Source organism: Aquabacter sp. DMC10 (genome assembly GCF_056314145.1).
The window spans coordinates 1-25,093 of the sequence record NZ_JBQUYX010000010.1; the positions used below are offsets into that span (position 1 = coordinate 1).

The 25,093-nt window shown below is 63.5% G+C and carries 21 protein-coding genes, 1 pseudogene and 1 CRISPR repeat array; of the genes and pseudogenes, 1 reads left to right on the forward strand and 21 read right to left on the reverse strand.

From position 1 onward, the window contains the following. Window positions 1–426: 426 nt before the first annotated feature. A CRISPR array of direct repeats spans window positions 427–946; the repeat unit is 29 nt; unit sequence CGGTTCATCCCCGCGCATGCGGGGAACAG. Between the two features lie 76 nt (window positions 947–1,022). From cas2e to ACT54L_RS22675, 10 genes and pseudogenes are all read right to left on the reverse strand, one after another. Continuing rightward, window positions 1,023–1,250: pseudogene (gene cas2e, locus ACT54L_RS22630) on the reverse strand (type I-E CRISPR-associated endoribonuclease Cas2e); the annotation flags it as partial. A gap of 15 nt (window positions 1,251–1,265) precedes the next feature. Next, window positions 1,266–2,006 (reverse strand): type I-E CRISPR-associated protein Cas6/Cse3/CasE, encoded by a 741-nt coding sequence (gene cas6e / locus ACT54L_RS22635; RefSeq protein ID WP_476087923.1) that lies wholly within the window; start codon window positions 2,004–2,006, stop codon window positions 1,266–1,268. Beyond that, complete coding sequence (gene cas5e / locus ACT54L_RS22640; RefSeq protein WP_476087924.1) at window positions 2,003–2,698, reverse strand: type I-E CRISPR-associated protein Cas5/CasD; 696 nt, start codon at window positions 2,696–2,698, stop codon at window positions 2,003–2,005. Before cas5e ends, cas6e begins: the two co-directional genes overlap by 4 nt. Then, on the reverse strand, window positions 2,691–3,767 hold the full coding sequence (gene cas7e / locus ACT54L_RS22645) for a type I-E CRISPR-associated protein Cas7/Cse4/CasC (protein WP_476087925.1): 1,077 nt from the start codon (window positions 3,765–3,767) through the stop codon (window positions 2,691–2,693). Before cas7e ends, cas5e begins: the two co-directional genes overlap by 8 nt. Next, window positions 3,764–4,285: a type I-E CRISPR-associated protein Cse2/CasB gene (casB, locus tag ACT54L_RS22650; protein WP_476087926.1), complete on the reverse strand. Its 522-nt coding sequence runs from the start codon at window positions 4,283–4,285 to the stop codon at window positions 3,764–3,766. The genes cas7e and casB overlap by 4 nt, the downstream gene beginning before the upstream one ends. Then, a complete protein-coding gene (gene casA / locus ACT54L_RS22655; protein ID WP_476087927.1) occupies window positions 4,282–5,772 on the reverse strand; it encodes a type I-E CRISPR-associated protein Cse1/CasA in 1,491 nt (496 codons plus the stop codon). The genes casB and casA overlap by 4 nt, the downstream gene beginning before the upstream one ends. Before the next feature lie 445 nt (window positions 5,773–6,217). Then, window positions 6,218–8,704 (reverse strand): CRISPR-associated helicase Cas3', encoded by a 2,487-nt coding sequence (gene cas3, locus ACT54L_RS22660; RefSeq protein WP_476087928.1) that lies wholly within the window; start codon window positions 8,702–8,704, stop codon window positions 6,218–6,220. Window positions 8,705–8,883: 179 nt separating this feature from the next. Further along, complete coding sequence (locus ACT54L_RS22665) at window positions 8,884–9,258, reverse strand: hypothetical protein (protein WP_476087929.1); 375 nt, start codon at window positions 9,256–9,258, stop codon at window positions 8,884–8,886. Window positions 9,259–9,519: 261 nt separating this feature from the next. After that, window positions 9,520–9,738, reverse strand: a complete 219-nt coding sequence (locus ACT54L_RS22670; RefSeq protein ID WP_476087930.1) for a hypothetical protein — start codon at window positions 9,736–9,738, stop codon at window positions 9,520–9,522. Between the two features lie 11 nt (window positions 9,739–9,749). Further along, a complete protein-coding gene (locus ACT54L_RS22675) occupies window positions 9,750–10,109 on the reverse strand; it encodes a hypothetical protein (RefSeq protein WP_476087931.1) in 360 nt (119 codons plus the stop codon). Between the two features lie 87 nt (window positions 10,110–10,196). On the opposite strand from ACT54L_RS22675, the gene ACT54L_RS22680 reads away from it, so the two are divergent. Further along, window positions 10,197–10,457, forward strand: a complete 261-nt coding sequence (locus tag ACT54L_RS22680) for a helix-turn-helix domain-containing protein (protein WP_476087932.1) — start codon at window positions 10,197–10,199, stop codon at window positions 10,455–10,457. Between the two features lie 2 nt (window positions 10,458–10,459). Here the strand turns inward: ACT54L_RS22680 and ACT54L_RS22685 are convergent, their stop codons facing one another. The 11 genes from ACT54L_RS22685 to ACT54L_RS22735 all read right to left on the reverse strand — a co-directional run bounded on the left by ACT54L_RS22685 (window position 10,460) and on the right by ACT54L_RS22735 (window position 24,853). Further along, entirely contained in the window at window positions 10,460–10,765 is a 306-nt protein-coding gene (locus ACT54L_RS22685) for a hypothetical protein (protein WP_476087933.1), read from the reverse strand. Between the two features lie 135 nt (window positions 10,766–10,900). Continuing rightward, entirely contained in the window at window positions 10,901–11,449 is a 549-nt protein-coding gene (locus tag ACT54L_RS22690; RefSeq protein WP_476087934.1) for a PWWP domain-containing protein, read from the reverse strand. Between the two features lie 554 nt (window positions 11,450–12,003). Next, window positions 12,004–13,338, reverse strand: a complete 1,335-nt coding sequence (locus tag ACT54L_RS22695) for an McrC family protein (protein WP_476087935.1) — start codon at window positions 13,336–13,338, stop codon at window positions 12,004–12,006. Next, window positions 13,335–15,524, reverse strand: a complete 2,190-nt coding sequence (locus ACT54L_RS22700; protein ID WP_476087936.1) for an AAA family ATPase — start codon at window positions 15,522–15,524, stop codon at window positions 13,335–13,337. Before ACT54L_RS22700 ends, ACT54L_RS22695 begins: the two co-directional genes overlap by 4 nt. 50 nt (window positions 15,525–15,574) lie before the next feature. Then, window positions 15,575–16,660: a phospholipase D family protein gene (locus tag ACT54L_RS22705; RefSeq protein ID WP_476087937.1), complete on the reverse strand. Its 1,086-nt coding sequence runs from the start codon at window positions 16,658–16,660 to the stop codon at window positions 15,575–15,577. A gap of 234 nt (window positions 16,661–16,894) precedes the next feature. Beyond that, on the reverse strand, window positions 16,895–18,490 hold the full coding sequence (locus ACT54L_RS22710) for a hypothetical protein (RefSeq protein WP_476087938.1): 1,596 nt from the start codon (window positions 18,488–18,490) through the stop codon (window positions 16,895–16,897). A 52-nt stretch (window positions 18,491–18,542) separates the two neighbouring features. Next, entirely contained in the window at window positions 18,543–19,418 is an 876-nt protein-coding gene (locus tag ACT54L_RS22715; protein ID WP_476087939.1) for a hypothetical protein, read from the reverse strand. Between the two features lie 31 nt (window positions 19,419–19,449). Further along, on the reverse strand, window positions 19,450–19,932 hold the full coding sequence (locus tag ACT54L_RS22720) for a hypothetical protein (protein ID WP_476087940.1): 483 nt from the start codon (window positions 19,930–19,932) through the stop codon (window positions 19,450–19,452). After that, window positions 19,929–21,077, reverse strand: a complete 1,149-nt coding sequence (locus ACT54L_RS22725; protein WP_476087941.1) for a restriction endonuclease subunit S — start codon at window positions 21,075–21,077, stop codon at window positions 19,929–19,931. Before ACT54L_RS22725 ends, ACT54L_RS22720 begins: the two co-directional genes overlap by 4 nt. Continuing rightward, a complete protein-coding gene (locus ACT54L_RS22730) occupies window positions 21,074–22,699 on the reverse strand; it encodes an HsdM family class I SAM-dependent methyltransferase (protein WP_476087942.1) in 1,626 nt (541 codons plus the stop codon). The genes ACT54L_RS22725 and ACT54L_RS22730 overlap by 4 nt, the downstream gene beginning before the upstream one ends. Before the next feature lie 9 nt (window positions 22,700–22,708). Then, window positions 22,709–24,853: a DEAD/DEAH box helicase family protein gene (locus ACT54L_RS22735; protein ID WP_476087943.1), complete on the reverse strand. Its 2,145-nt coding sequence runs from the start codon at window positions 24,851–24,853 to the stop codon at window positions 22,709–22,711. Between the last annotated feature and the right edge of the window lie 240 nt (window positions 24,854–25,093).

Here is a 25,093-nt window from a genome sequence, read left to right on the forward strand (position 1 = left end):
AGGGCAGTCAATATACGAGCGAGCAGTTCCAGCGACTGATGGCCGACCATGGCATCACCTGTTCGATGAGCCGGTCGCATCAGCGAAGGGAGTTTTTCAGGTTTGACCTGACGGGTTCGGAATGACTGGGATGGGGGCGCAAAGCGGACGTCGCTGAAAGGGCTGTGAACGAGCAGCGGAGAGTCAGAGGCGGAAGCAGTGTGAGGCAGCAAGAATGCTGTCTCGTTTTGAGACTAAATTCTGAGACGCGTAACGGCTTGAAAAGGCTGAGGCTGCCATGCGTCTCATAATTTTTGAATTTCGAGACACATCGTATCGGCTAGCCGTGCTTCAATGTGTTTTTCGATGCTGAGATGCTCCTGAAAGATGTTGTCTCTTCCGGAGCGGGGAGCAGTGCTAAACGTGTGTCTAGCCTCTGACTTGGACAGGCTCACCCCCGCGCATGCGGGGAACAGGTCAGATCCTCAGCCACATTGTCGATGGAGATCGGTTCATCCCCGCGCATGCGGGGAACAGCGGGGCTTCAAGCTCCGCCTCATCAACGACAGCGGTTCATCCCCGCGCATGCGGGGAACAGCGCGACGCTGCGGCCCGGGGCGATCCCTGCATCGGTTCATCCCCGCGCATGCGGGGAACAGTGGTCCGGCATCGTGGCGCGGAAGACGGTCAACGGTTCATCCCCGCGCATGCGGGGAACAGTCATCGTCGCCGCAGGTAAGCACATCCGCTCCCGGTTCATCCCCGCGCATGCGGGGAACAGACCACACTCCACACCGCGCGGCCCATCACCATCGGTTCATCCCCGCGCATGCGGGGAACAGGAGCCGGCGACGAAGATCTGTGCGAGCGTCGTCGGTTCATCCCCGCGCATGCGGGGAACAGGTGGGCGCCAACGTGGGAGGCACCGCCGCCGAGATCGGTTCATCCCCGCGCATGCGGGGAACAGTCCAATTGGAGGGCATTGAATTACATTGAGAATTTCGAGCCTGGTCAATCTACCGATTTTTCGGAGCGGATAATTCTCACTCTTGCGGGCTGAAGGCCACCAGCTTGAGGCCGTCAAAATCGACGGGCATGCGGCGATTGGCGCCGACCGTGAGGAAGTCGAATCCCTGGTCAGTGGCGGCACGCCAGACCATCACTGCGTCGCCGTGCTCGATAGAGGCAACCACCTGCTCCCAGATGCGCTCTCGTGTGCGAGCCGAATAGTCTCCCACATAGACCCCGGCGCGCACCTCCCGCAGGCAGGCCGCGAGATTACCGCCTCAGGCGCGCCGCACCAGCATGAGGCCACATCCGAACGCCTTGGCGCGGCCGAAGCCCTTCCCAAGGCCGTCGAGGAGAAGGGCTGGATCGCGCACCTCAATCTGTCCGGACAGCTCAAGCACACCGAACTGGGGCTGGCGGGCACGAGATCCGGCATGAGCGGGGAGGGGAACCACCGAATAGTCAGAGACCGCCGCCTCAACCACCGTAAAGCCAGCCTTGGTGCCCTGTTGCTCCAGCCACTGGCGCCCGGCCGTCTGGGCCGCATCCATTCGCGCCGCGCGGCGATCGCCGCTGGTCTTGCCCGAGGGCAAAGCATGGATGGCATCCATCACCACATCCACCCGCGCCCCCCGTGCCTTGGGGTCGGCCGAAGTCTTGCGGGTGCGGGTCGCGTTGGCGCGCAGAATGAAGGCGAGGCGGTCCCCTTCGCGCAGGTCGGGCGCGAAATCCTTTGTCTCCGGCGGTTCGAACAGTCCAGCGCCATCCGCTGCCGGCGCGCGGGAGGACAGCACGAGAAAGCGGCCCTTTCCTTCCGAGCGCCAGAGAAAGTCGCGCTCCCGCTCCGGAGTGTCGGCGAAGACGGACCAGATCAGCCGATGGTGGGCATCCATGATGCGTCCTTGCGCCGGATCATGCAGGCGGTCGCGTCCCGGCTCCGGCAGCGGATCGATCAAGGCGCGGATGGCGCTGGCCGCGGGCGTCTTCGCGATGGTGAGACGCGACAGATAAAGGGTCATCCTGCCGTTCCCCCCTCCGCCGGCCGATGCATAAAGACGCGGCGGGCGGCGAAATGCCACTTGCCACGGTCGATGGCCAAATCGTTGCGGCTGTCCTCCACGTCGTCCGGCTCGATCCGCTCGTCCGATGCCACAAGGGCCAGCCGTGCCGGCTTTTGAAACGGCGGCAGCGTGGCCTGCTGGAGGGCCGCGACCACATCGTCCGCCTGGACGCGGCGCGGTGCCGGCGGAGCCGAGAGCGGGCAGGACTTGCGGCCGAAATACAACGTGAAGGCCGGGCGCTGGAGCGCTTCGGCGAGGCCCTCCAACGGCGCCCCCCAAAGTGCCACCGCATAGGCGACACCGACGCGATAATCCCGCAGTGTGATGGTGGTGTTGAGGCCCAAACGCCCTGCGGTCGCGAGGGCGGCCGGGCGGCTGTCGGGGCGCTTGGCGGCGGCCGTGGGCACCGTCTGCACCGTGTGATAGTCGCGCATTGGCTCCCCCGCATCGAGAATGCCCACGGCCACGCGCAATGTCTCGAGACGCGCCAGAGCCTGCGCATCGTCGCGCCGAATGCCCTTGGCTGCGGCCAGCAAGCCCAGCACGGCGGACCGCCCCGGCCAGGCGAGGGTGCCGCGCCGCTCGTGGCCAGCCAGATCGCCCATGGCGGCCATGGCGGCGCTCAAGGTAAAGACGAGATACTCAGTCATCCCGGCGCACCGCCGAGGCGGCAAACGCCACGATCTCGTCCAGCGTTCCCTCGCCTGCGGACACGTTCATGACCGCCCGCCGCTCGGCAGCGGGGCCATAGGCGGCGTCGATCCGATCCGCCATGTCCTCCAAGGCGCCGATGGACGCCTCAAGCAGATGGTCGCCGGCGATCGCCTTCAGGAAGGCTCCGGTCAGGTCGCGCGGCGCCTCTGCTCCGATCTCGGCCCGGATGTAGCCGGCGCGGGGATGATGGGCGTGGCTGTTCTGCTTACCGCTGGGCGTCGCCGTGGCCAGGGCCCGAACGAGTGCCTCGACACCCTTGCGGGCCAGGGCCGCATCGTTCTGCAAGTTCTCCACCAGAAGATCACAGTTCACGCAGGCATAGAGATAATAGACGCCCGAGCCGAACGCATGCTCGCCGAGATGGGCGCCGCCGGCATCCTCATCGCGGGTCTTGAGATCGTCCACGGCGGTGAAGAAGTCATCCTCTGCTTCCGCCCGGTGGGTGGTGATGGCATGGCCCACCTGGACCGCCGCTTCCCGGCTGAATTCAGGATTGTCAGCCAGCATGCGCCCGAACATGGCGATGTCCACCGCGCCATCGGCGCTGCGGAGGACCGTCTTGGCCAGATCCTTCTCGGTGGGCAGCTTTTTGCCAGCGACGGCGCTCTCCGCCAGTTCCAGCGCCAGATTGCGCTCGTCGGGCGAGATGAAAGCCAAGGTCGTGCCTTGCACCCATTCCGGGCGCTTCTTGTCCTGCGGCGTGATCTTGCCGAACGCGGCGGCGACCTTCTCAGCGACCTCGCGCGCCTGGTCGGGGACGATGCCCTTCGCCTCCAGATGCTCCCGGATCACATTGCCGATGAGCTTGGTCCGCTGGGCGAGATGGCCGGCCAGCCCTTGCTGGAACGCCGGCGACAGGCGCACCGCCCGCTTGATCGACTGGCTCGACAGCCGCAGTCGCCGCGTCCCGCCGAAACGGGCTTCCTTGGGAAACCCCTGGTCGTCGCGGTTTGGATTGGACGGGGGGTAAACGGTCAGCAGATGCAGTTGCAGAAACGTCGTCACGCGGTTTCCTCCAAATGGGCGCTGGCTTGCGACGTCTCGGCCGACGCCTTGCCGAAATAGTCGAGGCACCAACGGATGCGCACGCGCTCATTCCACCCCAGGAAGTCCTCGCTGAGAGCGGCAATGTTGCAGGCGTGCTCGACCCGTGGCAGAGCGCGTCGCAGGGCGGTCGCCAGTTCTCCAGGATCGCAGGAGCGGATCAGCCGCTGAAAGCGCAGCTCCGAAAGGGCCGGGCTTTCCCCCATGCCAAAGAGCCGCGCGATCCTGCGCGGATCATGCCTCTCAACCGACGCCAGCACCGGCAGCAGGGCAGCAAAGGTCGTGGCATCCACGCGTCGGTCGAGGGCGTCGTAGAGTGCGATGGCGTTCGGCTCGGCCAGAGCGTCAACGGCATGAACCGCGCGCCGCAGCCGGGCGCGAAGCCCGCGCGCAAGGCCCGTGTCCGTCTGCGGACGCAAAGTCTCGTGCCACCAGCTCTGAATGATCGAGCCGGCCTTCTTCTCCGCTTTGTCCGTCATGCGGCCTCCCGGCTTTTCCTTTCGCGCGGCGGCAGGCCGAGCTTGGCATAGGCCTCCCCGCCCGGCTTGCGCCAGCCCGCAAAGACCGCGCGCAAATCGCCGTGCTCCCGCACGATCTCGTTCATGTCCTTGGGCCTTTTCTGGTCGAGACCCAGCAGCGCTTCCTGCTCGAATATACGCAGCGCAACCCGTTCCATGGCGCGGACCCAGGCGCTTGCAATGTCCACCGGCGGCTCGCCGCGCAGGAGGGCGGTGACACCGGCCTCGAACGCCGCCTGGGTGTCGATGAAGAAGGTCTCGCGTAGTTGCTCCAGCGCACTGCCCTCACCGACAGAGGATTTCAGCGCGCCCCGCAACACCGAGCCGAATGTCTCAGCGGTCTCGATCATGGCCGTGAGTGTCAAAGCCGCGTCGCTGTTGAGCGGGAGAAGCGGCTGGCGTGACTGGATGAAGTCGCGCGGCTTCATGTTGTCCATGGACCAGCCAGCAACAAGGAGGCTCGCCGCGGAGCTTTCTTCCAGCGGGTCGCGGCTGGCATAGTCGTCCACGGCAGGGGCACGGCGCCCCAGGTCCGCCCGATGGTCGGGCATGGCGGTCACCACGCCGAGCCAGTTTCGATAACCAAATTGTCCGGCGCGCGGATGGAGCGGCAACCACTCGGCCCCCGCCTTCTGCTTGTAGTAGGGGGTTAGCGGATGGATCCAGCCGGCATAATTGGTGCCGTATGGCCGCTGGATGACGCCCGTTACATGTTCCGCCTCCGACACCAGACGCAGCCGGCGTGGCATGCCGAAAAAGGCCTCGGCCGGGTGACCGTGGCGAGGGTACGTTTCCGATCCCTTCGTCTCGGACGTTCGCGTGGGTTTCGTCCACGGGAGGACATCAAGGGAGGCTGGCTTGCCATAAGGCACGTTCGCCCAGACCAGATCCCACAGCCGGCCTGTCCCGGGATCGACCAGCGTTACCAAGGGGCCGCCGCCCCGCATGGACGTGCGATTGCCCGCCCCTCCGGAGGGGGCGTGGGCCTGGAGGAGATACAGCGCCATGGCCGCCATTGGCAGGTCGAGCCTGGGGTAGCGATCCCGCCGAACCATCAGGTCGGCATTGTTGCGCGCGGTATTGCCGCCGGCTGAATCGATGAACAGCATATCCGGCGCATTTGGCTCGCCTTGCAGCGGCTCAAGGTCCTGGAGGAAGAGCGGCCCTTCGCCGACCATGTTGAACGCCGGGGCGAAGGGGGCGAACGCCATGCGCAGGCGCTCGGCATCCGGCTCCCGGCGCGCGATCCAATCGTCCAGATCGGCCGGCGGGTCGGCCAGAAAGACCAGTCCGATCAGCAATTCCAGGCAGGCAATGTTGAGATCCGCGCGGGGCCAATCGGGGAAGGCGATGAGCGGATCCGCAAGGTCATGAGGGCGGATCAGCGACCGGCCGCCATCACGGCGGCGCACGGGAATCCAGGGATCATCGATGAGATTGAGGGGCACGCGATTCTCCCCGAAGCGGCCAAGCTAGCTAAATCGCGTAAGTTGTGTCCGTCAACCCAAGGGCGAGAGGGGGAGGGCGGGCAGACTGGAACATGAATGGGGAATTATGCGCCATGTGCTGGGAAGGGCGGCGAATGGCTTGCCCCATCCTGAGCGAAGGCTGTAAAACCCTCGCTCAGGAAGGGCCTGCACAGGTATTTCAAGCATTGTGCCAACCCCTCTGCTTCTCGCCGCGGCAACGGCGGGTTGACCTCGACTTTTACGGCGGGCCGGATTTCCGAGCCCGCCGTAACTGCATTTGGGGCGTTCAAACCAAAAATGTCCAGCATTTTTTAAGAGTGACGTGATGATCAAATTCACTTGTGATCCCCGCAAATGCGAGGAACGCTCTTCTACCGAGTGGCGTGAGGTTCATATTCACGGGCCATCCCCGCGAACGCAGGGATTAAATCAATAGGCCTTCAAATGGGTCGTAACGCAAGCCCTCCGTGATCGCGCCGTTCTCACCCACGGGGCACAGAGTGGCCGTGGCCTGACGCCAGTCCGGCCACGCCTTCTTCACTTCGGCGATCTCCGGGGCATTCTGGTCGGGCAAGGCCAGCCGCGCGAGCTTTCCGGCGTCGGCCTGCACCTCCGACAGCATCCATCCTTCAGCGGAAGCGCTGTCATAGCCGTCCGCCCAGGGCACAAGGGCCCCCTCTTGCCGGCGGGCCAACACCAAGGTGCGTGTCTCTCGGCCCAGGCGGGTGGGAAAGTGCGTATCGTCGGCGCCCGCGCCCGCGCGACGATAGCCTGCGGCAAAATCCATCAGATTGTGATCGGCCCGGTTGGTCTCGGCATAGCCCTTGCCGATGCGCTCACACTCCGCCGCTTCCAGAGGCGGCGGCACCGGCTTTGCCTCCGAGCGCACGGCCTCGATCAGGTCACGCAGGCCACCGGGTGCAACTATGACGCCGGTGCGGAAGAGCACCTCTGCCGTGCGCCATTGATCAGGCACCGGATAGACCCAGGCACCGCTCCCCAGCACCTGGGTGAGCCAGCTTTCATTCAAGACGTCAGCCGGATCGGGAGAAAGCACATGCAACACCGGCTCGGCCGTCGGGCGCTGCTGGCGTGGGCGCTCCTGCATATGGCGCCACAGGCGGCCGGCCCGCTGGATCAGCGCAGCCACCGGCGCGAGATCCGACACCATGACATCGAAGTCGAGATCAAGGCTGGATTCCACAATCTGGGTGGCGACCAGCACGCGGCCAGCCCCACCTTCCCGTCGACGGCCGAAGCGGGTCAGTTCCTCCGCTTCGATCCGCTTGCGATCGCAAAGGGCAAAACGGGCGTGGAGCAAGGATGCGGGCACGCCACGCGCTCTCAGGGCCTCAACCGCATCAATAGCCTCGTCGACCGCATTTCTCACGAAGACGCAGGCCGCTCCTCGCGCCGCTGCGGCTGCCAGAAGGTCGATGGCCTCCTCCGCCGCCGCCAATCGCGCCACTTTCACGGGTCCTTTCGGGCTCGGCGCCGGATGGGCGTTCCGCCAGGCCTCGCCCCCCGGTATGGACAAGGCCGGATAAGAGCGGTCCGCATTCGCCTCCCAGTCACGTCCCGCGCCATCGGCAAAAGCGCGGCTGAGGGCGGCGCGATCCTCAAGGGGCAAGGTGGCCGTGAGCAGGATCGCCGACCCGCCCTGCGCCGCGTGGGCGCGCAGAAGCGCGGCAAGCAATTGCGCCATGTAATTGTCACCAGAGACCTCGTGCGCCTCGTCGACGATGAGAATCTTTGAAGACAGCCCCCACAGGCGCAAAGTGCAAAAGCGGGTGGGCATCACCGCAAGAAGCGCTTGGTCGATGGTTCCGACCCCGACATCCGCCAGTAGGGCGCGCCGGCGGTTGTCCGCCAGCCATGGCGAGCAGGTGACGTCATCGCTCGGGGACGCTTGGCCCACCAGATCGCGAAAGGGATTGGACAGGCTGGCGCGTCCGTGGGCGAGCGTCAGCGATGGTGTTTCGAGCATCCGCCCGATGGCGGATCGGGCACGGGCGAACATGGCATCTGCCGTCGCCATGGTTGGCAAGGCAAAGTAGAGGCCCCGTCCTTTGCCCGCCGCAAGCATGCGCTGTGCAAGGATCAGCGCCGCTTCCGTCTTGCCGGAGCCTGTCTCGTCTTCGATGAAGGCGAGCATCGGCCCTTCGGGAAGTGCAATGTCGCGCGCCGCCTGCTGCATCGGACGCAAGGTGAAATCAAAGAGGGTCTCTTTGCGCACGCACGCCGGTTGTAAGCCTGCCTTCTGAACCGCATGGGCCGCCTGCGTGCGGGCAAGGGCCAGATATTCCGGCAAGCCAATGTTGGGGGCGCGCGGAGGAAACCAAGCGGGATTTGAACCCACCCAGTCCGCCGCAACCGTCAGGCCGGCGAGCCACCAACTGAGCCGTGTCGCTTCACGCGCCGAGAGGCCGGCAAGGGATGCCTGCGGCCAGAGGGAGGCGAGGTCCTCAATCACACGCGGAATGTCACGCGCGGCCTCCGAGCCTGAGGTGGCGCAATAGCGTCCGAAGTATCTCACATCCTGTTTGGAGGGCCGCCCGTGGTGGCCGGCGATGGCGGACACCACGTCTCGCCACACGGGCAGACTGGCTCCGAGGCGTTGCCTCAAGGCCGCATGGCCCCACAACCAGGCTTCGGTCAACTCCCAGTGACGAAGATCCTGGTGCCGGGCCGCCCCTCGGATCATCTTGCGAAAGCTGTCTCCGATCTTGCCGAGGTCGTGGAGCGCGAGGAGGAGCGTTATGGCGCTCTTGAGCTCAACGAAGAATGGACTCTGCGCCAACAGCCGTTCACCGACAGCTGCCACGTCGAGCATGTGATAGACAGCCGGATGCTCAGGCCCTGTGTCCGTCGCGCTCTTGCCCGGCCATCTGGCAAGATAGTCTCGCACCATAGATGGCCCCCATTTGTCGCGCGCTGGCAGACGAGCCAACCCCAGAATTCTATCAGCCTGTGATTCGGCGAACGGTCACAGAGCAAAGTAAACATCGGCATACTGGAACGGGAGTCGCGACGTTGTGGCCTGAGCCAAGAGCGGACGCCGCCCGCTCTTGGCTCATTTAATCCTTCCCTTCACACAAACCCCCATTTCCGCTTCGCCAACTGCGTCTCCAGGCTGTCCGGGTTAGCAAACGTCCATCCCTTGTCGATGAGGCGCTTGGCGGTCAATGCGTTGCCTTTGATGGCGATGATGAGGAGGGCGGCGAGCTGGATGCCGAAGCTGAGGGTGAAGGCGATGAAGACCTCCCGGTCCGTCTCGGCATTGGCAAGGTCCATGGCGAAGGGGGAGAGCAGGCTGATGGCGAGGAAGAGGGCCGCCCAGCCATAGAGCTTGCGCAGCATGAGCGGGATGCCGAAGAAGCCGGCGAAGAGGAACAAGGTCCAGCTGAAGCCGACCTTGATGGCCTTCAGTTCTCCGGTGCGGGGATTGATGAGTTGCACTTTCATGGGGTCTCCAGGGGGTGATGGGGGTATGAAAACGGGTGCCGACGGTGCCAGTGCTTGGGGCTGCGGCAGCGACGGCAAGGGCGCGGCACAGGCGGCAAGGAAGCGGTCGGCATCGATGCTGAAGGGGGGCGATGGCGCCTCAGCGGGCATCGCTGCCGCGACCTGAGAGAGATCAGGAACTTGCCAGCCGCGCAGAGCGAGGCGGAGGGTCGGGGCTGAGGGCTCGGCAAAGCGCCAACCTTGCATCAGGTGGCGCCGGCCTCAGTGCCCGTTGAATTCGCGGCCGAAATAGATCGCGAAGGCCAGGATGATGCCGTTCGCGGATGAACCGCGCAGGCCGCCGCCACGGCCGTCAATGGCGAGGAAAAGCACCGTCCAGCAGAGCCAAAGGCCAAAGCCCAGGGCGAGGATCGGCCAGTTGAAGCCGATGCCGACGCGCGTATGAGCCCCCGTGAAGGGATGAACCAGTCGAACATGCATGGCGTTGCCCTTCAGTGAGCCCGTTTGGCTGCGGGAGACAGCCACGCGAGGTCTCCGAGCGTGGCGAAGCGCCAGCCGCCCTTGCCGTTCGGCAGTTGCAGTGCCCGGAAGGCCAGCTCCAGCCAAGGCTTGTGGTGCACGAAACGGTAGGTGGCGAAGCCCGAGCAGACCTGCGCTTCCCAGCCGGGAAAACGGTTCTCGATGTCGCCGAGATCGGCCGCAGTGGGCGTGCGCCAGACGGGACCATCGGGCGCGAAGGCTTCCACGTGGAGAGCGATGTAGGTGCCGCGCCAGGTGGTGTGGGGAACGAGGCGGGTGCGCCCCGTGACGAGGAAGGAGGGATGCTGTGCCATGCGACGTGCGGCGTCCATGCGCCTTTCAGTTGTGGCGAAGCTAGCGAATAATGAGGGCTATGGCCAGTGGTTTGATAGGCGCCGCAATCCCCAGCATGCGCGCCCATGAAGGGACGTGCCGTTCTGGCCTGGAATGTGCGGGCCCTGCGGGTTGAGCGGGGATTGTCGCAAGAGCGCCTGGCGGCGGATGCCGGGATCGATCGGGCGTATCTGGGCGGCATCGAGCGGCAGGTGGAAAACCCCACCATCGATCTCCTGGACCGCCTCGCTCAGGTGCTGGACGTGACCTTGAGCGACCTGGTGCGCCTGCCGGCGGAGGGGGCGACGCCTCCGGTGCCGCTGAAGCGCGGGCGCAAGAAGGCCTGAACTTACAGGCGGCTCTGGCCTGCCCGTCGCAGGCAAAGGTCGGCCCGGACCTCGTCCGCAAAGCGGGCGATCAGCGCGGCTTCGAGATCCGACAGCAGGCCCATGCGGCGCGAGACCATCACCGGCAGAATGCGCGCCTTGGCCTCAAGGCCGAGCGATGTGCATGCCTCGCGCCCTGCGATGCGCTCCAGCGCCCGTTCGGCGCGCCGCAGATGCCTCATGCCAAGGGCGCCAGCATAGCGCCCATCTGTATCCGGATCGGCCTCATAGCCGGCCTGGAGCGCCGCCACCGCCTGCGCATAGAGCACGCAGTCGCGAATAAGGGCGCAATCTTTCGCGGCCTGCCTGCGGCGCCGACGGCGCCTGTTTCTCTGTCCCATGTGAGGCTCCCTTTTGCACGGTCGAAGAGAGGGGAGACGCCGCGATGCGGCGCCTCCACGTCGTCAGCCGGCATGCATGGGGTGCAGAAGGGCGAGCTCGGTGATCTGGCGCGAGAGGTGGCCCATTTCCTCGTAGTCGATGTAGACGCAGCTCGCCCGTCCCTCCACAAGGGTGATGACCTTGGCGGGCCACCAGCCCTGGAACTCGCCTTCCGAATAATCGGCCATGAGCACGACGTCGCCGACAGCGATGGCGCGCCAGAGGCGATCATCGACTTGTTTGGTGTCGACCTTCTCGGCAAGAGGGGTGGCCGTCGCGTTTCCGGGAGCGGGCGGCTTGGCCGCCACGGGCGCCTCAATGGTGGCACGCTGCGCGTCAGGGACGGGCGCGATGTTCTTGGCGGCAGCTTTACTCTCAGCCGCCTCCGCCGTGGCAGCGACAGCCGCCTCTTCAACAGAGGGCGCGGCGCCGTCAAAAGCTGCCTGAGCGGCCTCCGATGCCTCGCCAGCGGCCGGCAGTGCCTTTTCGTCGACAGGCGTGGCCGTCGCGCCTTTCTTCGCCTCAGCGGCCTTCGGAGCGGTCTTGACGTTGATACGCCTGATCGAAGCCATGATGTGTCCTTTCATAGAGGGCTTGCGCCAGCAAAAGGTATCATAACACTACAGGAATGTCAAGCGAACCGTTGCCACACCACGATTTCGGGCACGAAACCGCTCCAAAAACGCAAGGTGCGCTGGAGGGCTTAGAGACGCGTTTTTGGTGGGATTTGGCGCCGATACCCCCTCGGCACCTGGGTGGCATATGGCGCCCAATTGCTTCACGCGGTGCGAAAGGGCTGCGCTTCAGCCGTGGCGCCGTGCGTCTGGCTGCCGCCAGTTCAGACGGCCCTCGCGCGCGCGTGGTCAGCGTTTTTGAGATGTGGGGACGAATGAGGGGAAGGGAAGCGGCTAAACTTCCAAGTCATTGAAAAATAAAGGATATTTCCGTGAATTGGCGGGCCGCGTCAGAACCAGATGAGAACTACGTCTTCGCCATAGCCCTCTAAAGCCCGCTTTTGGACTTTGTGCTCCGTCAGCTTTGGAGCGCGAATATGCCCTAAGCTGACGCTCATTATGGGGCATCTGCTCTCCCGGCTCGTCGACTTAAAGCCCGCCATTGGCAGATTTCAGCCGGGAACGAGCGGATGCTCTGCCTTCCAAAACTGGAACATCGCCGCGAGGTCCGCCACGATTCCAACCTCGTGTTGCGCGACGTCGATGCTCCGTAGATGCAGCCGATCCATCCTTCCGTGGATCAGGTAATCCGTCGCGAACGGCGCTGATCCAAGACCTAAATGGTGCGGATAGAGGAGAAGGAGGTCGGGGCAGGCATAGAGCCGCCCATAGGCCATCATCTGATAGACATCGGTCTGACTGACGCCGTGCTTGGCATCCTCGATCGCAGGAGACAGACGCTTCCATTTCGTATCCACGATCGCGATCGGCGCGTTGCTTTGCCGGTCCCGAACAATGATGTCGGGCCGGGTCTGGAATCGACGGCGCCCTTGGCCTCCCTCCTCGATCAGGCAAAACAGCCGGCCTCCCTGCATCTGAACAGTGAACCCGGCAGGAAGCAGGCTCCTTCGCATTAGAATTGCGATATAGGCCTCGAACAGGTCGTTCATCGGGAAGAGGAGCGTGATCCCTTGTCCGGCGGACCGATCATGATGGGTCGCTTGCCAGTCGCGCTTCAGGAACAGCCGGGCGAGCCCGAACAACGCCTCCCAGCGCCGATTGGTCCGATCGATGCGCACCGCGTGCCAAGGCAAAGCGGCGACGGTCACATCAGCGATGTCGGAGAGCACGAACCGCAATTCGTCGAGCTTGCGCACAGTCTCAGCAGCACGGGCATGGCCGCGCAGGGCGAGTACGCACGCTTTCATGATCTGCAACAGCGGAATGTCGCTCGCCAGCGCGTCGAAGCGGCAGGCGAGTCGGTCGGGTCGCACCGCATGTGCAGTGAACTGCCGCACCACGTTCAGCCGACCACGCAGTGCGGGAAGATCGTCTTCGTGCTGGAGATAGGCCCGGGGAAGCCCCCGGCGCGTTTCAGTGAGGAGCTTGTCCGCGAATAGGCGTATCAGAATGTCGAGGAGGCCCTCTCTCTGCCTCGCCATCGCCGACGCAGCACCGTCGCCGATGTCGAGGCCCAATGCCACGTCGAGCATACGCACCAGCCGTTCGCGGACGGTACGTCGCCCCTCGTCCGACGCGGTGTCAAGCCGATCGATCTTAGGAAGGATCTCGAGGCTACACCCGGGCGTTGCGATCACGCCAACCATCTGACCGACCGTCAGGTGCCGGAAATGATCCCGCAGAATGGAGGTGCCCTCTTCCCCGCCAAGGGGATGGGCGCGCGCCGCAGCGATCATTGCATTGGCCTGCGTCCGGGTGAAGCCTCCTTCTCCCGGTCGATCAAGGACTGCGATGCGTCCCCACTCGCTGACAGCAAGATGGCTCATTCGGTCGACGCGCCAGCGCTACTGCCCCCGTTCAGCCGTTTGAAGGCGTCCTCCGGAAACGGGTCGCGCACAAACCAGCTATCGCGGTCGTCACCCTCAAAGCCCGGGGGTGGGGCGATCTTACGCGATCCGATGAAGCCATCGCCGAGGACAGCCTCAATGCGTCCCCAATCTTCGAAGAAGTATTCCTGGAGAAGGGGAATGACCTTATCGCGCATGACGAGGTCGATCGTCTCGCGATTTTGACACCCCATGAAGAAGGCATGGCCGATGCGATGTTCGCGGTCGATCAGATACTCGATCCTATCGTTGATGGCGGTAAGCGCCGCTCGCAGGTCGATCCCGTCTACGGTGCCGAGCAGGTCGACGCGCGGCGCCATCTCCCGAAACGTGAACCGGCGCCTGAGCGCGGTGTCGAGCAGCGCAATCGAGCGATCCGCAGTGTTCATCGTTCCGACGATGTGAAGATTTGCCGGGACACCGAAATCGCGCCTCTTCGAATAAGGCAAGGTGAGGCGTAGCGCGTTGGCCATGCCGAGACGCTTGTCGGGCTCGATCAGTGTGATGAGTTCGCCGAAAACCTTTGAAATATTCGCCCGATTGATCTCGTCGATGATCAGCACGAACTGCTCCGGCTCGTTGGCCACCGCTTCTGCCGGGGTGGCGTCCTCGCCACCGGCGATCAGGCGTGCCAGCGCCGACAGGTTCACCCGCTTCGTAGCGATTGGATAGAGCGTGCGCATTGTGAAGCTGCCATCGACGATCGTGTCGAGCGGCAAGGGTTTCTCGAGCGTGAGCAACCAGCGCACGTCGCGGCGGTGTGCGTAGAAGCCCTCGGGCTCGGGAGCATAACGATAGTCGCCAGTGACCTCGGCAACGGCCCGGAATGCGGAGTTGCCGTAGGGCACGATAACGATGTCGCCGATCTTCATTTCGGCACGGAACAGCGAAGTCTGCGTCCAGTTGCTCGGGGTCGGGTCATCCGGTTTCTTGTCCAGCCACTCCGCCTTAATGGCGTCGAGGGACGAAAAACGCTCAGCGCTCCAATCGATCGTTCCGCCCCAACCGAGCGCGATGTATCGATTTGCCATCGCCGCGTCATAGACTTCGTCTTCGCCGCCAGTCGCGCCCTGGCTCATCTTCCAGAAGCGGCGGCCGGAAAAGTCGAAGCCGGCCGCGCTCGCTGCTTGCACGGGTCGAGTCCGGGCCTGATCGGCAAGTTCACAGATGTCGTGGAAGACGCCGGCCCAGGCCTTAAGGCGGAAGCCTGCCGAGTTGTCCCCTGCTTCGCCGGTCTCCGGACGCAAACCCTCGACGAAGCTCTCGTAGTCATAGTTCTGGTGGAAGGTGACAAAGGCGATCCGCTTTTCCGCTTCGAGCTGCCGATATCGGTGGAGCAGTGCTTGGCGGCCTTCAGGCGATTCGTCGGACGCCACAGTGCCATCGCACAGCAAGACGGCCTCATAGGCAGTGCGGTAGGTTTTGCCCGTTCCGGGAGGACCGTAGAGGATCAGGTTGGTCGGCGACTGTTTCGGCTTGGTCACGCTCTCGGTCTCCGTCGCCAACGAGTAGGTCAGCTTCCGCGTCGTGCTCAGCTTCGGCCCTTCCGCCGCCGGCGCCGGGACGTTCGCGAGCTGCAAGAATAATCGACCTTCGAGCGCCTGGCAGATGTTCGGCCAGGCCATGTGAAGGCCCATCTCGTTATTCAGCGCACCGATGGTGAGGCTGACGGTCGCATCGCCCCGGAGGCGGGCCGGCCTGATGTAGTTTTCCAGGACGTACCGGCGGATTTCGTCGGCCTGGCTTTCGCCACCATCATCTTCGTCCGCGACGCCTGCGATCGAATAATTGGGATCACGCCCTTCACGAAAATAGCCATATTGTCGCAGGTTGGCGATCATGTTGCCGAGCTGGCCCCTGGGATCTTCGGCTTGGGGGACGACCGCGCGCACGATCGCCATGTCAGGATCAGGATCGCTTGCTAGCGTCGTCAACTGCGCGAGCAATCTGTCCCATCCTCCATCGTCGAACACCTCGTCCAGCGTGGATTGGGAATAGCCGAGACCACGCAGTCCGCGCTCGGCCCGCAGGCTGCGGCGCACGCGCGTATCAATAGCCTTCTTCGTTAACGGCTCTCCCTTCCAGAGCCGCTTGCCAAGCCAGTTCTTGAACTCCTGTTCTTTCATCGCTACTCCGCAGTGATAGGCAAGCAACGCGATTATCGCCGGTCGGATCTTTACGCCACAAGATTGGCATTCACCGATCTATCGGAATCGACATCGGCGAGTAACTGGCCGAGATGCACGGGGCTCTCACACAGTCGGTAGCCGATTTCATCAGGTCCGGCGACTGAGTCGAGGTGCATGAATATCTGTTCGAGAAGCTCATCCTCGGCGCGGGCGCTCTGCCGCGGGGTGTCCGTCAACCCGATACGCGATCGCAACTCCGGGGACCGTTCGGCGAATATCGACCATTCGTCCTGATCGAGCTTCACCTCGAAGAATCGCGAATAGCACCAGTAGGAATATGCCCCGCGCGCGCCACGGTGCGCGCAGAGGAACAGCCTGGGCCAGGCGTTTGCGTCCGCATCCGACCAGCCGGTAAACAAATTTCCCTTCGGCCAGTTCGGCAGGCGGGCGATCTCTTCCTTCGTCAACTTCGGCTTGCCGCGCTTGCCCTCGACCGCCATCGCTGCCTCGGCTGCGTGCTCGACATCTTCGCGATCGGCCTCGCCCGACGAGAAGACCACGCCGATCCCTCGATAGCGGTCCGGGTCAGCCGCGATGGTCCGCAGCAGGGTGTCGGATGCAGCGGTTGAGGGCGTGCCTTTAGGGGCACCGGGCCGCGGTCGCTTTACCCAGGCTGCGCGAGCTGTGGCGAGGGCCTGGGGATCGACTACGTCGGCTTTCCCCCAGATTGCCTCGAACCACTTCGCGCCTTTGCGGAACACGGTCGTATCGTTCTGATGAAATGTGCCGCACTCGGTCAGCGCGGGTGACTCGGCAAAGCCAATGCCACGATTCGAGGCATTGGCCGAGGTGACGACTATGCCGGCACTTGAAAGGTACAGTTTCGCGTGTAATCCCCTTAGATGCTTGAGTTGGGGATTGTCGGGCGCCCCGAGCAGCACCAGTTCCTCGGGGTTGGTGCCGCCCATCGAGAGGTCGCAGATGATCCGCGCCTTGGAGGCACGCTTCTTGGAGCCGAACAGCGCTTTGAGCGCGCCATCACCCCAGAACGCGACGGCGCATCTGACGTCGTCACCCGCGATAACAGTCTGGACTGCGCTGCGCACCTGCTTGTGATCGAGGAACTGCGCCATTTTCCCTCCCGTGCCGTTCGTGAAGTCCGCAACCCGCCCGCAAAGTCGGGAATAAGGCCGCCGGGTCAGTCCGGCTTCTTGCTCTGCTCGACAGCTATCCACTCAACATTATTCCGGGAGACGTCGCCGGCGTCCATCACGTTGAGCTGCCGTTTGAGCATCATACGGGTAACTCAGGATAACCTGCATCGTTTGATGCAGGACTTAAACAGTCATCAGCTGTGTGTGACCAAATCAACTTGCACCGTTTTTCCGATGGGCGGGCATGTCAGCAACGATAACCTGCTGCGTCTGATCATCCCAGCCATAATAAATGCGTAAGCAATTCTCGGGTGCACGCGTATTTCCACCCGTTTTCACGTGCCAAGCTGCAGTTAAGCGCTGCGATTGCCAATCGAACGTGAACTCATCGCCGCCACACGCGGCGTTCCGAATTCCGTCTTCAATGGGCTCGTCGCGGAGCGATCCGCCCCCCTCCAGGAGGCGCGTGCGACATTCGGTGGCCAACCACAGCAGGCAGCGTGCGGCCTGTTCGACATCAGCATACAGAGCCTTTTTGCAGCCACGTCTTGCTGCGCTTGTAAGGGAAACGCGTCCCACCAGTGCAGAGTCACACCAATCTTCGAAGTATTCCCAATTTTTTGGAAGGGCTTGGGCGTCGTTGCCAACCCCGCCGGCATCGGACAACCTTTGCAGGAGCATTTGGATCTGGGCCGTCGCGTTCCGTTCGCGGCTTTCGGCTTCTTCGGCGCGAAGCTGCGCTTTGCTCGCCTCCTCCAGCGCGTATTGCTCCATATCTTTGGCTTCGGTCAGTTCCTTCGTGATTGCGGCGATCCGGCTTTCTGCTGCCGACAGCTTCTCGGTATCGCTTGCTCCACTACTCACAAGGCGTTCTTGTTCCGCTTTCCGGGTGTAGCTGCGGAGTTGGGCGAATGGCAGGATGTCTTGCCCTAGGCGGACAGCTCGCGTGCTGTACTGTGCGACGCGCCCGCGGATCTGCCGATCCACCAAGTTCGCGCCGTCAAAGTTGGCTAATCGCGCGCCGAGCCACAGCGGGTGTCCGAACGGATCAGCATCATCGTCGAACCCGGGCATATAGATTCGAACGGCTCGGTCGAACACTGACAGCCGCTTGCCGAACTGCTCTGTCAACGCCCACGACGTTTCCGGCAGGATTGCCACAACGTGCGCCAGCCCACAGAGACCCGCCGCGAGCTTCTCGATATCGAGTGTCAGTTCCGGATTGGCCCTGTCCATCACCGAGACGGTGACCACCGGCAGACGGCGGGCTGGAGAGGCCAGTAGGTCCAGAAAGGTATCCTGCGCCTGTTGGTCTCCGACGTACCAAGGAAGCGAGGACAGCGCCTGTCCTCCGCTTGTCAGGCCTATCGTATCAATGAGTTGCCGAACGTAACCGGGCGCCGCCGGGGCAATATCAAGTTCGGCCTCTCCACTGCCGACGATCAATCGGGCTGCAAAGCGCGGGGGGTGGTCCGGCGTCCGCCACAGAATCGCTTCCGACGTCCAGATGCGCCCTGCGATCTGCTTATCGGGGTCTTCTTGACGCAGTGCCCAAGCGTGGATTTCCGGAAGATCGACCTCCACTGCACTGCTGTTGCGACCTGCCACCAACAAATCGAAACCGCGCCCCGCCATGGCATCGCTCGGGAGCTTTCCGCCGCTGCGCCTCTGCGCCCATTTCAGGATTTCGCTACGCGCCCGATCAATCGCGCCATCGTCTTGCGGAAGGTCGGCGGCAATGTGGAGGACTTGATGCTCGCGGATCATGCGCGCGGATAGCGGCGCCAATGCATCCCGAAAGTTCCTCATCTCACTTCCCCCTCGCTCAGCCAGTTTGTTAGTTTCCTTATAGGTAAACCGATCATCCCCCGTCGTCACAGAGATCATGAGCGCAGGCGGACAGACCGACGAACACAAGAGCCGCTAGAACGGCATCCTCCCGCCGCAAGTCGCGTTTTACACAATCGGGATCGCCGGGGTGACGGATGTTGGGATAGGTGTTGGCGAAGGTGTAAGCGCGCTCGAAGATGTTCGCAAAATCGTTGCTGGGGAAACGGTTTCCGTTCCGCATCCGCGTTAAGGCGCGGCTGAATTCACGCTCCCGTCCCGCTGATGCCGAGGTCAGCATGTTCTCCGCCAAAAGCGATGCCGTGCGGATTGCCTCCTTCGCATTGATCTGGCTCCAATCGACAGACTGACGGTGCCAGGCGTTTTCAAACCCAGTCAGCGCCTCCGCCAATTGCGGACTAGACGCGGCACGAACGAGCAGGCTGCGATAAAGCGCGTCAACTTCTCCATGGAGTAACGGCAGCAGCCTCACGGGCTCGACATCAATGCGGTAGGGGAGTGCGTGGCGTCGGATGAATTGTTCGAGGCGGGTGCGGTACGCTTCCTCCAAATCAGGGTTGCCGTATTCTTCGAGTGCGACCGCGATGTCCGCCAGAAGGATTGCGATGGCACGTCCGTCGATGAAGAACTCTGGTTTGATACGGCGCAGGGCCGCACGGGCATCTGCAACGCTATCAAGAGAGGTCGCCGCGTCCGCGTGAAGCGTATCAAGCGTGGGATACCGGCCGGCTTCAACAAATATCTGTGCCATGCCGCGCGGGCGGACCAGCAGGGTGCGAACGACTTCGACCGGTAGGTCGGAGTGGGCATGCCCGAATTGGGCGAACAGGGGCCGCCACAGCTCTGCTCCGACATAGCGCCAAGCAGCTTGCAGGCGATCGGTCGTCATCCAAACACCTCGGTGGCAAGAGGGGCGTGCATCATTCGCGGAACTTCCACAGGTCGACGGCGCTCGCTTCACGGCTGAGCATGGTGCGGAGCATGGTCATCATGGCGTCGATGTTGATGGTGCCGACGGTTTCCGCCTGTTCCCGCTCGTCCCAGTCGTCGATGGCCCATAGGGTCAGCAAGACGGCTTCCTGTTGGGGCAGTGCCTCGATGGCGGCGCGGAGGAAGGGGGCGATCGTGCTATCGGAGGCGTAGGAGACGCCCGGCAGTTCTATTTCGTCCGGATCGCTGAACAGCCCGTCATCAAACGGGCCATCCTGCACCTCGACGCAGATTTCATCCCACAGGGTGCGGCAGGTGTAATCATCGCCGAAGATGCCGGTGGCCGGGATGCGCCGCAGGCGCCAGATCAGGCGGGAGGTGAGTTGGCCGAAGCGCAGGGCGGCGAATTGCAGGGCGGCGTGGCGGGTGGCCTCAAGAATGGCGTCCTCGGGCGCGGAGTCGGGGGCGTTCATCCGAACACCTCGGCGGAGAGCGCGGCGGCCATGGCCTCGGCCTTGGCGGCGGCGGCGTCCAGCGCGCGGGCGAGCGCGTCCAGGCGGTTGGCCTGTTCGGCGAAGGCGGTTTGCAGGGGGAGCGGGGGAAGCACTATCGGAAGCTTTGCGAACCTGCTGGCTCCAAGGTGCGCAACATTCGACGTCTTACTTGCGATCTTTGACAGTTGCCCATCTCGGTACATTCGCAAAAATGCTGCCAGAGCGAACTCTGGAAGAATTTGTGCTCGGTCGCATCTGAAACGAACAAGGGTGTTCTGAAAACAGCAGTCTTCCACCTCACTTCGCCACATTGCCGGGCGACCCACTAATTCGATGCTCTGACCCTCGTTCAGCAGAATATCGCCATAGGACAGTCGATACGTTTCAAAATCCCGATTGTCGAAATCCATCGAAAGCAAGTCTGAAATATCGATCCGGTCTTCAAAGACGTTCGCAACACGTACATATGGCCGCGTGAAATTGCCCGACTGATATCTGGGAGCCCGTTGACGCCCGAGCTTCACTTCTCCTGCATCTCCAACCGTCGTAACCGCCCACCCCTTCGGATTGGTCGCCGGGTCGCCGAACATGTCGAGAAAGAGGGCGGGGATGATGGTGCGGGCCTTGGCGCGAGCGGCGTCGGCGCGGCGCCTGATCTCTGCCGCCCGGTCCAACAGCCCCACGATCCGACGCTGCTCGTCCAGCGGCGGGAGAGGGATTTGCAGGGCTGCGAGGTCACCACGGTTAATTGCCGTGAACGTACTACCATTACCTTTTCGTTCTAATGCAGGCCGTGCGGCGATAACGGCCCAATGAACAAACCCACTATCCGCCTTAAGAGGGTTAGGTCGAATCGCCGCTAATCCTCGCCCGATGCAACATTTTTCGGCTGCGAGATTGGTAGGTCCAACGGGAGCTCGCACAGAGATCAGTATATCCCCGACCTCGGCCAGCTTGGCTGGTGCCGTGCACCATTTTGTAGGTTTCGGGTAAACGTCGCCAAACTCGGCTTTACCCTGAAAAAAGGGGAGACCTTGTCCCTGACTATTATAGCTGCTGCCGGGGGGCGACTGTCCGGCAACGATGGTCGCAATGCTTCCGAGCTCGACAAGATGGCGCTTCACGTCACCGGCTCCCCAAGCTCAGCCGCCAGAGCCTCGATATCGCCGAGGATCGCCGCCGTCTCGTCGCGCAGCTCCGCCAGCAAGGCGCGGGGATCGCGGTGCTCCGCCGCCTCGCGGCTCTCGGGCCGGTAGCGGGAAGCGGAGAGGTTCCAGTCCTCGCGCTCGATTGTTGCGGCGTCGGCGAACCACCAGTTTTCCGTCCAGGGTTGGCTCTCGTCCCGCGCCAGCCAGTCCTCCCGCATCTCGCCGCGGCTGTTGAAGGCGGCGATGAGGCCAGGGAGATCGTCGGCTTCGATGGGCTGGTCGTGGTTGGCGTCCAGCTTGAAGCCGTCATTGCTGGCGTGGAGGAACATCACCTCCTGCGTGCGCCCGCCGCGCGCGAACACCAGCACGCTGGTCTTCACCCCGGAATAGGGCTGAAACACCCCGCCGGGCAATGACAGCACCGCCTCCACCCGGTTGTTCTGCATCAGCATGCGGCGCAATTCCTTGTGCGCCCCGGTGGAGCCGAACAGCACGCCCTCCGGCACGATGACGCCGCAGCGCCCGCCCGGCTTCAGATTGTCGATCATGTATTTCACGAACAGAAGTTCGGTGGCGGTGCTGGTGCCGATCCGCACATCATCGACGATGCGGTCGCGGTCGATCCGGCCGGAGAAGGGCGGGTTGGCGAGGATCACGTCATAGCCGTCGAGCGGCAGGTTCCGCTCCATCTTCGCCTGCCGGTCGAAGGAGGAGGTGAGCACGTTCCGCTTCAGGATGCGCACATCCGGCAGGCCGCGCAGCGCCAGATTCATGCTGGCGAGGCTGACCATTTTGGGGTCGACGTCATTGCCGTAGAAGGTTTCGGCCTGGAGCTTGCGCCATTGCGCGGCGTTCAGCCGGTCGCCAAAGCCGCGCTCGAAACTCTTACCCTCCAGCTCCGCCACCTCCCGCCCATTGGCCGAGGAATTGGCGAGTCGGATATGCTCATAGGCCGCCACCAGGAATCCGGCGGTGCCGGCGGCGGGGTCATAGACCGTCTCGCCGATCTTCGGGTCCACCAGATCGACAATGGCGCGGATGATGTGGCGCGGGGTGCGGAACTGGCCCAGCTCGCCCGCCTGCTTGATCTGGCGCAGCACATGCTCGAACAGGTCGCCCTTGGTGTCGGGGTCCGCGTCCTCCAGTTTCAGCTCGTTCACGAGCGTCACGATCTGGGTGAGCACGGTTGGCTCGTCGATGACAAGGCGCGCCTGCGCCATGAAGCTGAGGCCGAACTCATCGCCGATGGCGGCGAAGAAGGGAAACACCTCGTCTCGGACGAAGGTGACGAGCGGCTCGCCCGACATGGCATTGGCCCAGCTGGACCAGCGCATGCGTTCGCGCGGGATGCTCTCCACTCCCTTGGCCGGGGCGTTCAGCGGGTTGCGCAAGGTCCAGTCGCCGGAGAACAGCGAGGTGTAGCCGCGCCCCGTGGCCCTGGACTGGCGCACATTGGCGGCGTCGATGCCCTCGATCATGTAGAAGAAAAACAGGAAGCTGAGCTGTTCGGCGTTGGACAGCGGGTCGGGATAGCCGCCACCGTAAAGATAGTCGCGGATCTGATCGACCTTGCGGCGCATATCGGGCGTAAAGGGCATACTCGGCCTTCAATTGGCGGGTTGGTCTGGGTTTTCCGGATCGGGCGTGCGGCCCGTGCCATCGATGCCGAACACGCTCGCGTTCAGGCTGGAGAGCACCCGCTCCAGCTCGCTCTCGCCGCCGAACACCGCGCAGCCACGGGCAAATCCGCCATTCATGGCAAGCGGCGGCTGGTCAAAGCGCCAGCTTTCGAAGCTGGTGAGTTCGGCCGCATTGGCCTTGATCTGCTCCTTGATGAGATGCAGCAGCCGCAACTGGTCGGTGTCGAACGACTGGCCATCCAGCCAGGTCTCGAACGCTGCCCCAAGAGCCTCGGCGCGGGCTTCCTCCGGGTCCATGAACGCGCGCCCGGTTTCATCCACCGTCACCCATTCGCGGGTGGCGGGGTCGATCTCATCATGCACATCCAGCGTCAGCATGCGGCGCGGCTGGCCCTGCGGCCGTTCCGCAGGGCGCACCACAACCGCCCCGCCTTCGCCCGGCGCCTCGTCATCACCATGGCGCAGGGTGACGCCGGTGAAATCCCACAAAGTGAAACGATCCTTACCCGGCGCCTGCCGTGTGCCCCGGCCGCGCATCTGCTGGTAGAGGATCGAAGAATGGGTGAAGCGCGCCATCACCAGATTGCGGACCTCCGGGCAATCGAAACCGGTGTCCAGCATGTTCACGCTGACGAGGATCTGCGGAAACGGTTCGTTCTTGAACCGCTTGATCTTGGCGTTGCCGTCCACGCTGTCGTCCGGCCCCATGCCTGACACGACGAAGTCGGCATAGCGCGTGGTGGGGCTCGGCTTCTTGTCGGCGAAGACATCATCAAACATGCGCGCCAGCGTCTCTGCATGGCGCTTGGTGACCGCGAACACGATGGTCTTGCCCCATTCCGGCGCACGGCGAATCCCGCTCGGCGCGGTATAGCCGTTCTCCAGCACCTCGCGAAACTCGCGCACCATGGCGCGGTTGCGCTCGGGGATGGTGAACTTGCGCTCAAGCGCGGTGGGGTCGACGGTGAGCGGATCATGATCCGCAAACAGGGCTTCCAGTTCGGCGCGGGTCTCCGCATCCAGCGCGCGCCAATCAATGTCGGTGCGCGCAACCGTGAAGCCGTCGGTGGCCGCCGTGCGGGCGGTCATGGCGCGATAGATCTCATAGGGAACGAGATGGCCGTCCGCGATCGCCTCGGCCATGCTGTAGCTGTAGGTCGGGCGATCCACCTCGAAGAAGCGCAGGGTATCGCGGATGGCGGCGCGGTCCTCCTCGTCCACATCCGGCGCGTCCCGCATGACGCAGGGTGTGGCGGTGAGGCCGATCTTGATGCCGTCAAAATGGTCCAGCGCACGGCGCCACTGGCCGTAAATGCTGCGGTGGCATTCATCGATGAGGATGAGGTCGAAATAGCCGGCGGAATATTTCTCATACTCGTTCACGAGCGTCTGGAGCGTGACGATCGTGACCCGCTTTTCATCCTGAAAGCGGCGCCCGGTACGCGGCACGCGGTAGCACGGGAGATGCGGCAGATGCTCGGCGAAGGCGTCCTCCGCCTGAATGGCGAGGGTGTTGCGATCGACCACGAACAGCGCGCGCGTTGACCAGTTGGCATCGAACAGGCGCTTGATCAGCGCGGCCGCCGTGCGCGTCTTTCCGGTGCCGGTTGCCATCTCGACCAGCATTTTCCGCCGTCCGCTGACGATCCCTCGGCAGAGGGTTTCGATGCAGGCGCTTTGATGGTGGCGCCCGCCGCCGCCGGCAATGCGGCTGTCGATCGGGATGTCGAGCGGATTGCGACGGATGTCGCGCGCTGCCTTTCGGCGCACGAGATCATCCTGACTGAAAACGGTCTCCACTCGGCGGAAGTGCGCATCCTGCCCCTTGTCGCAGAACCAGATTTCTTCGCCGTTGGAGAGAAAGATAAAGGGCACGCCGAGCAGATCGGCATAGCGCCGCCCCTGCGCCTCACCCGCCGTCAGGCTGACACTCGTGCTCTTCGCTTCCAGCACGGCAACCGCACGGCCGAGGCGATCGAACAGCACATAGTCCGCTCGGCCGCCATCATCGAGCGGGTATTCATATCTGACGCTGCGACCGTCCGTCAGGCGCCATGCGGCATCCTTCAGGAGCTGGTCGATCTTGATCCGGGCGAACGCTTCGTTGGTCAATTCCGTGTCGCCCCGATCTCCTGTTGCATAGCAGTCCTCATGCACCGACTCGGCGCGTCGGGCGCACATTTTCCGCCGTCACATCGCTGCGCGCGGTGCGGTGGAAGAGCGCACATGCTGCACCCGCAACGCATCCAGGTCCGCATGAAATCCCTTCAACAGCCGGCAAGTCATCCGTGCATGTGTTGAAGGTATCGCGACGATCCACCCCCGCGCCAGTGGGGCCGTACGGCGGATTTC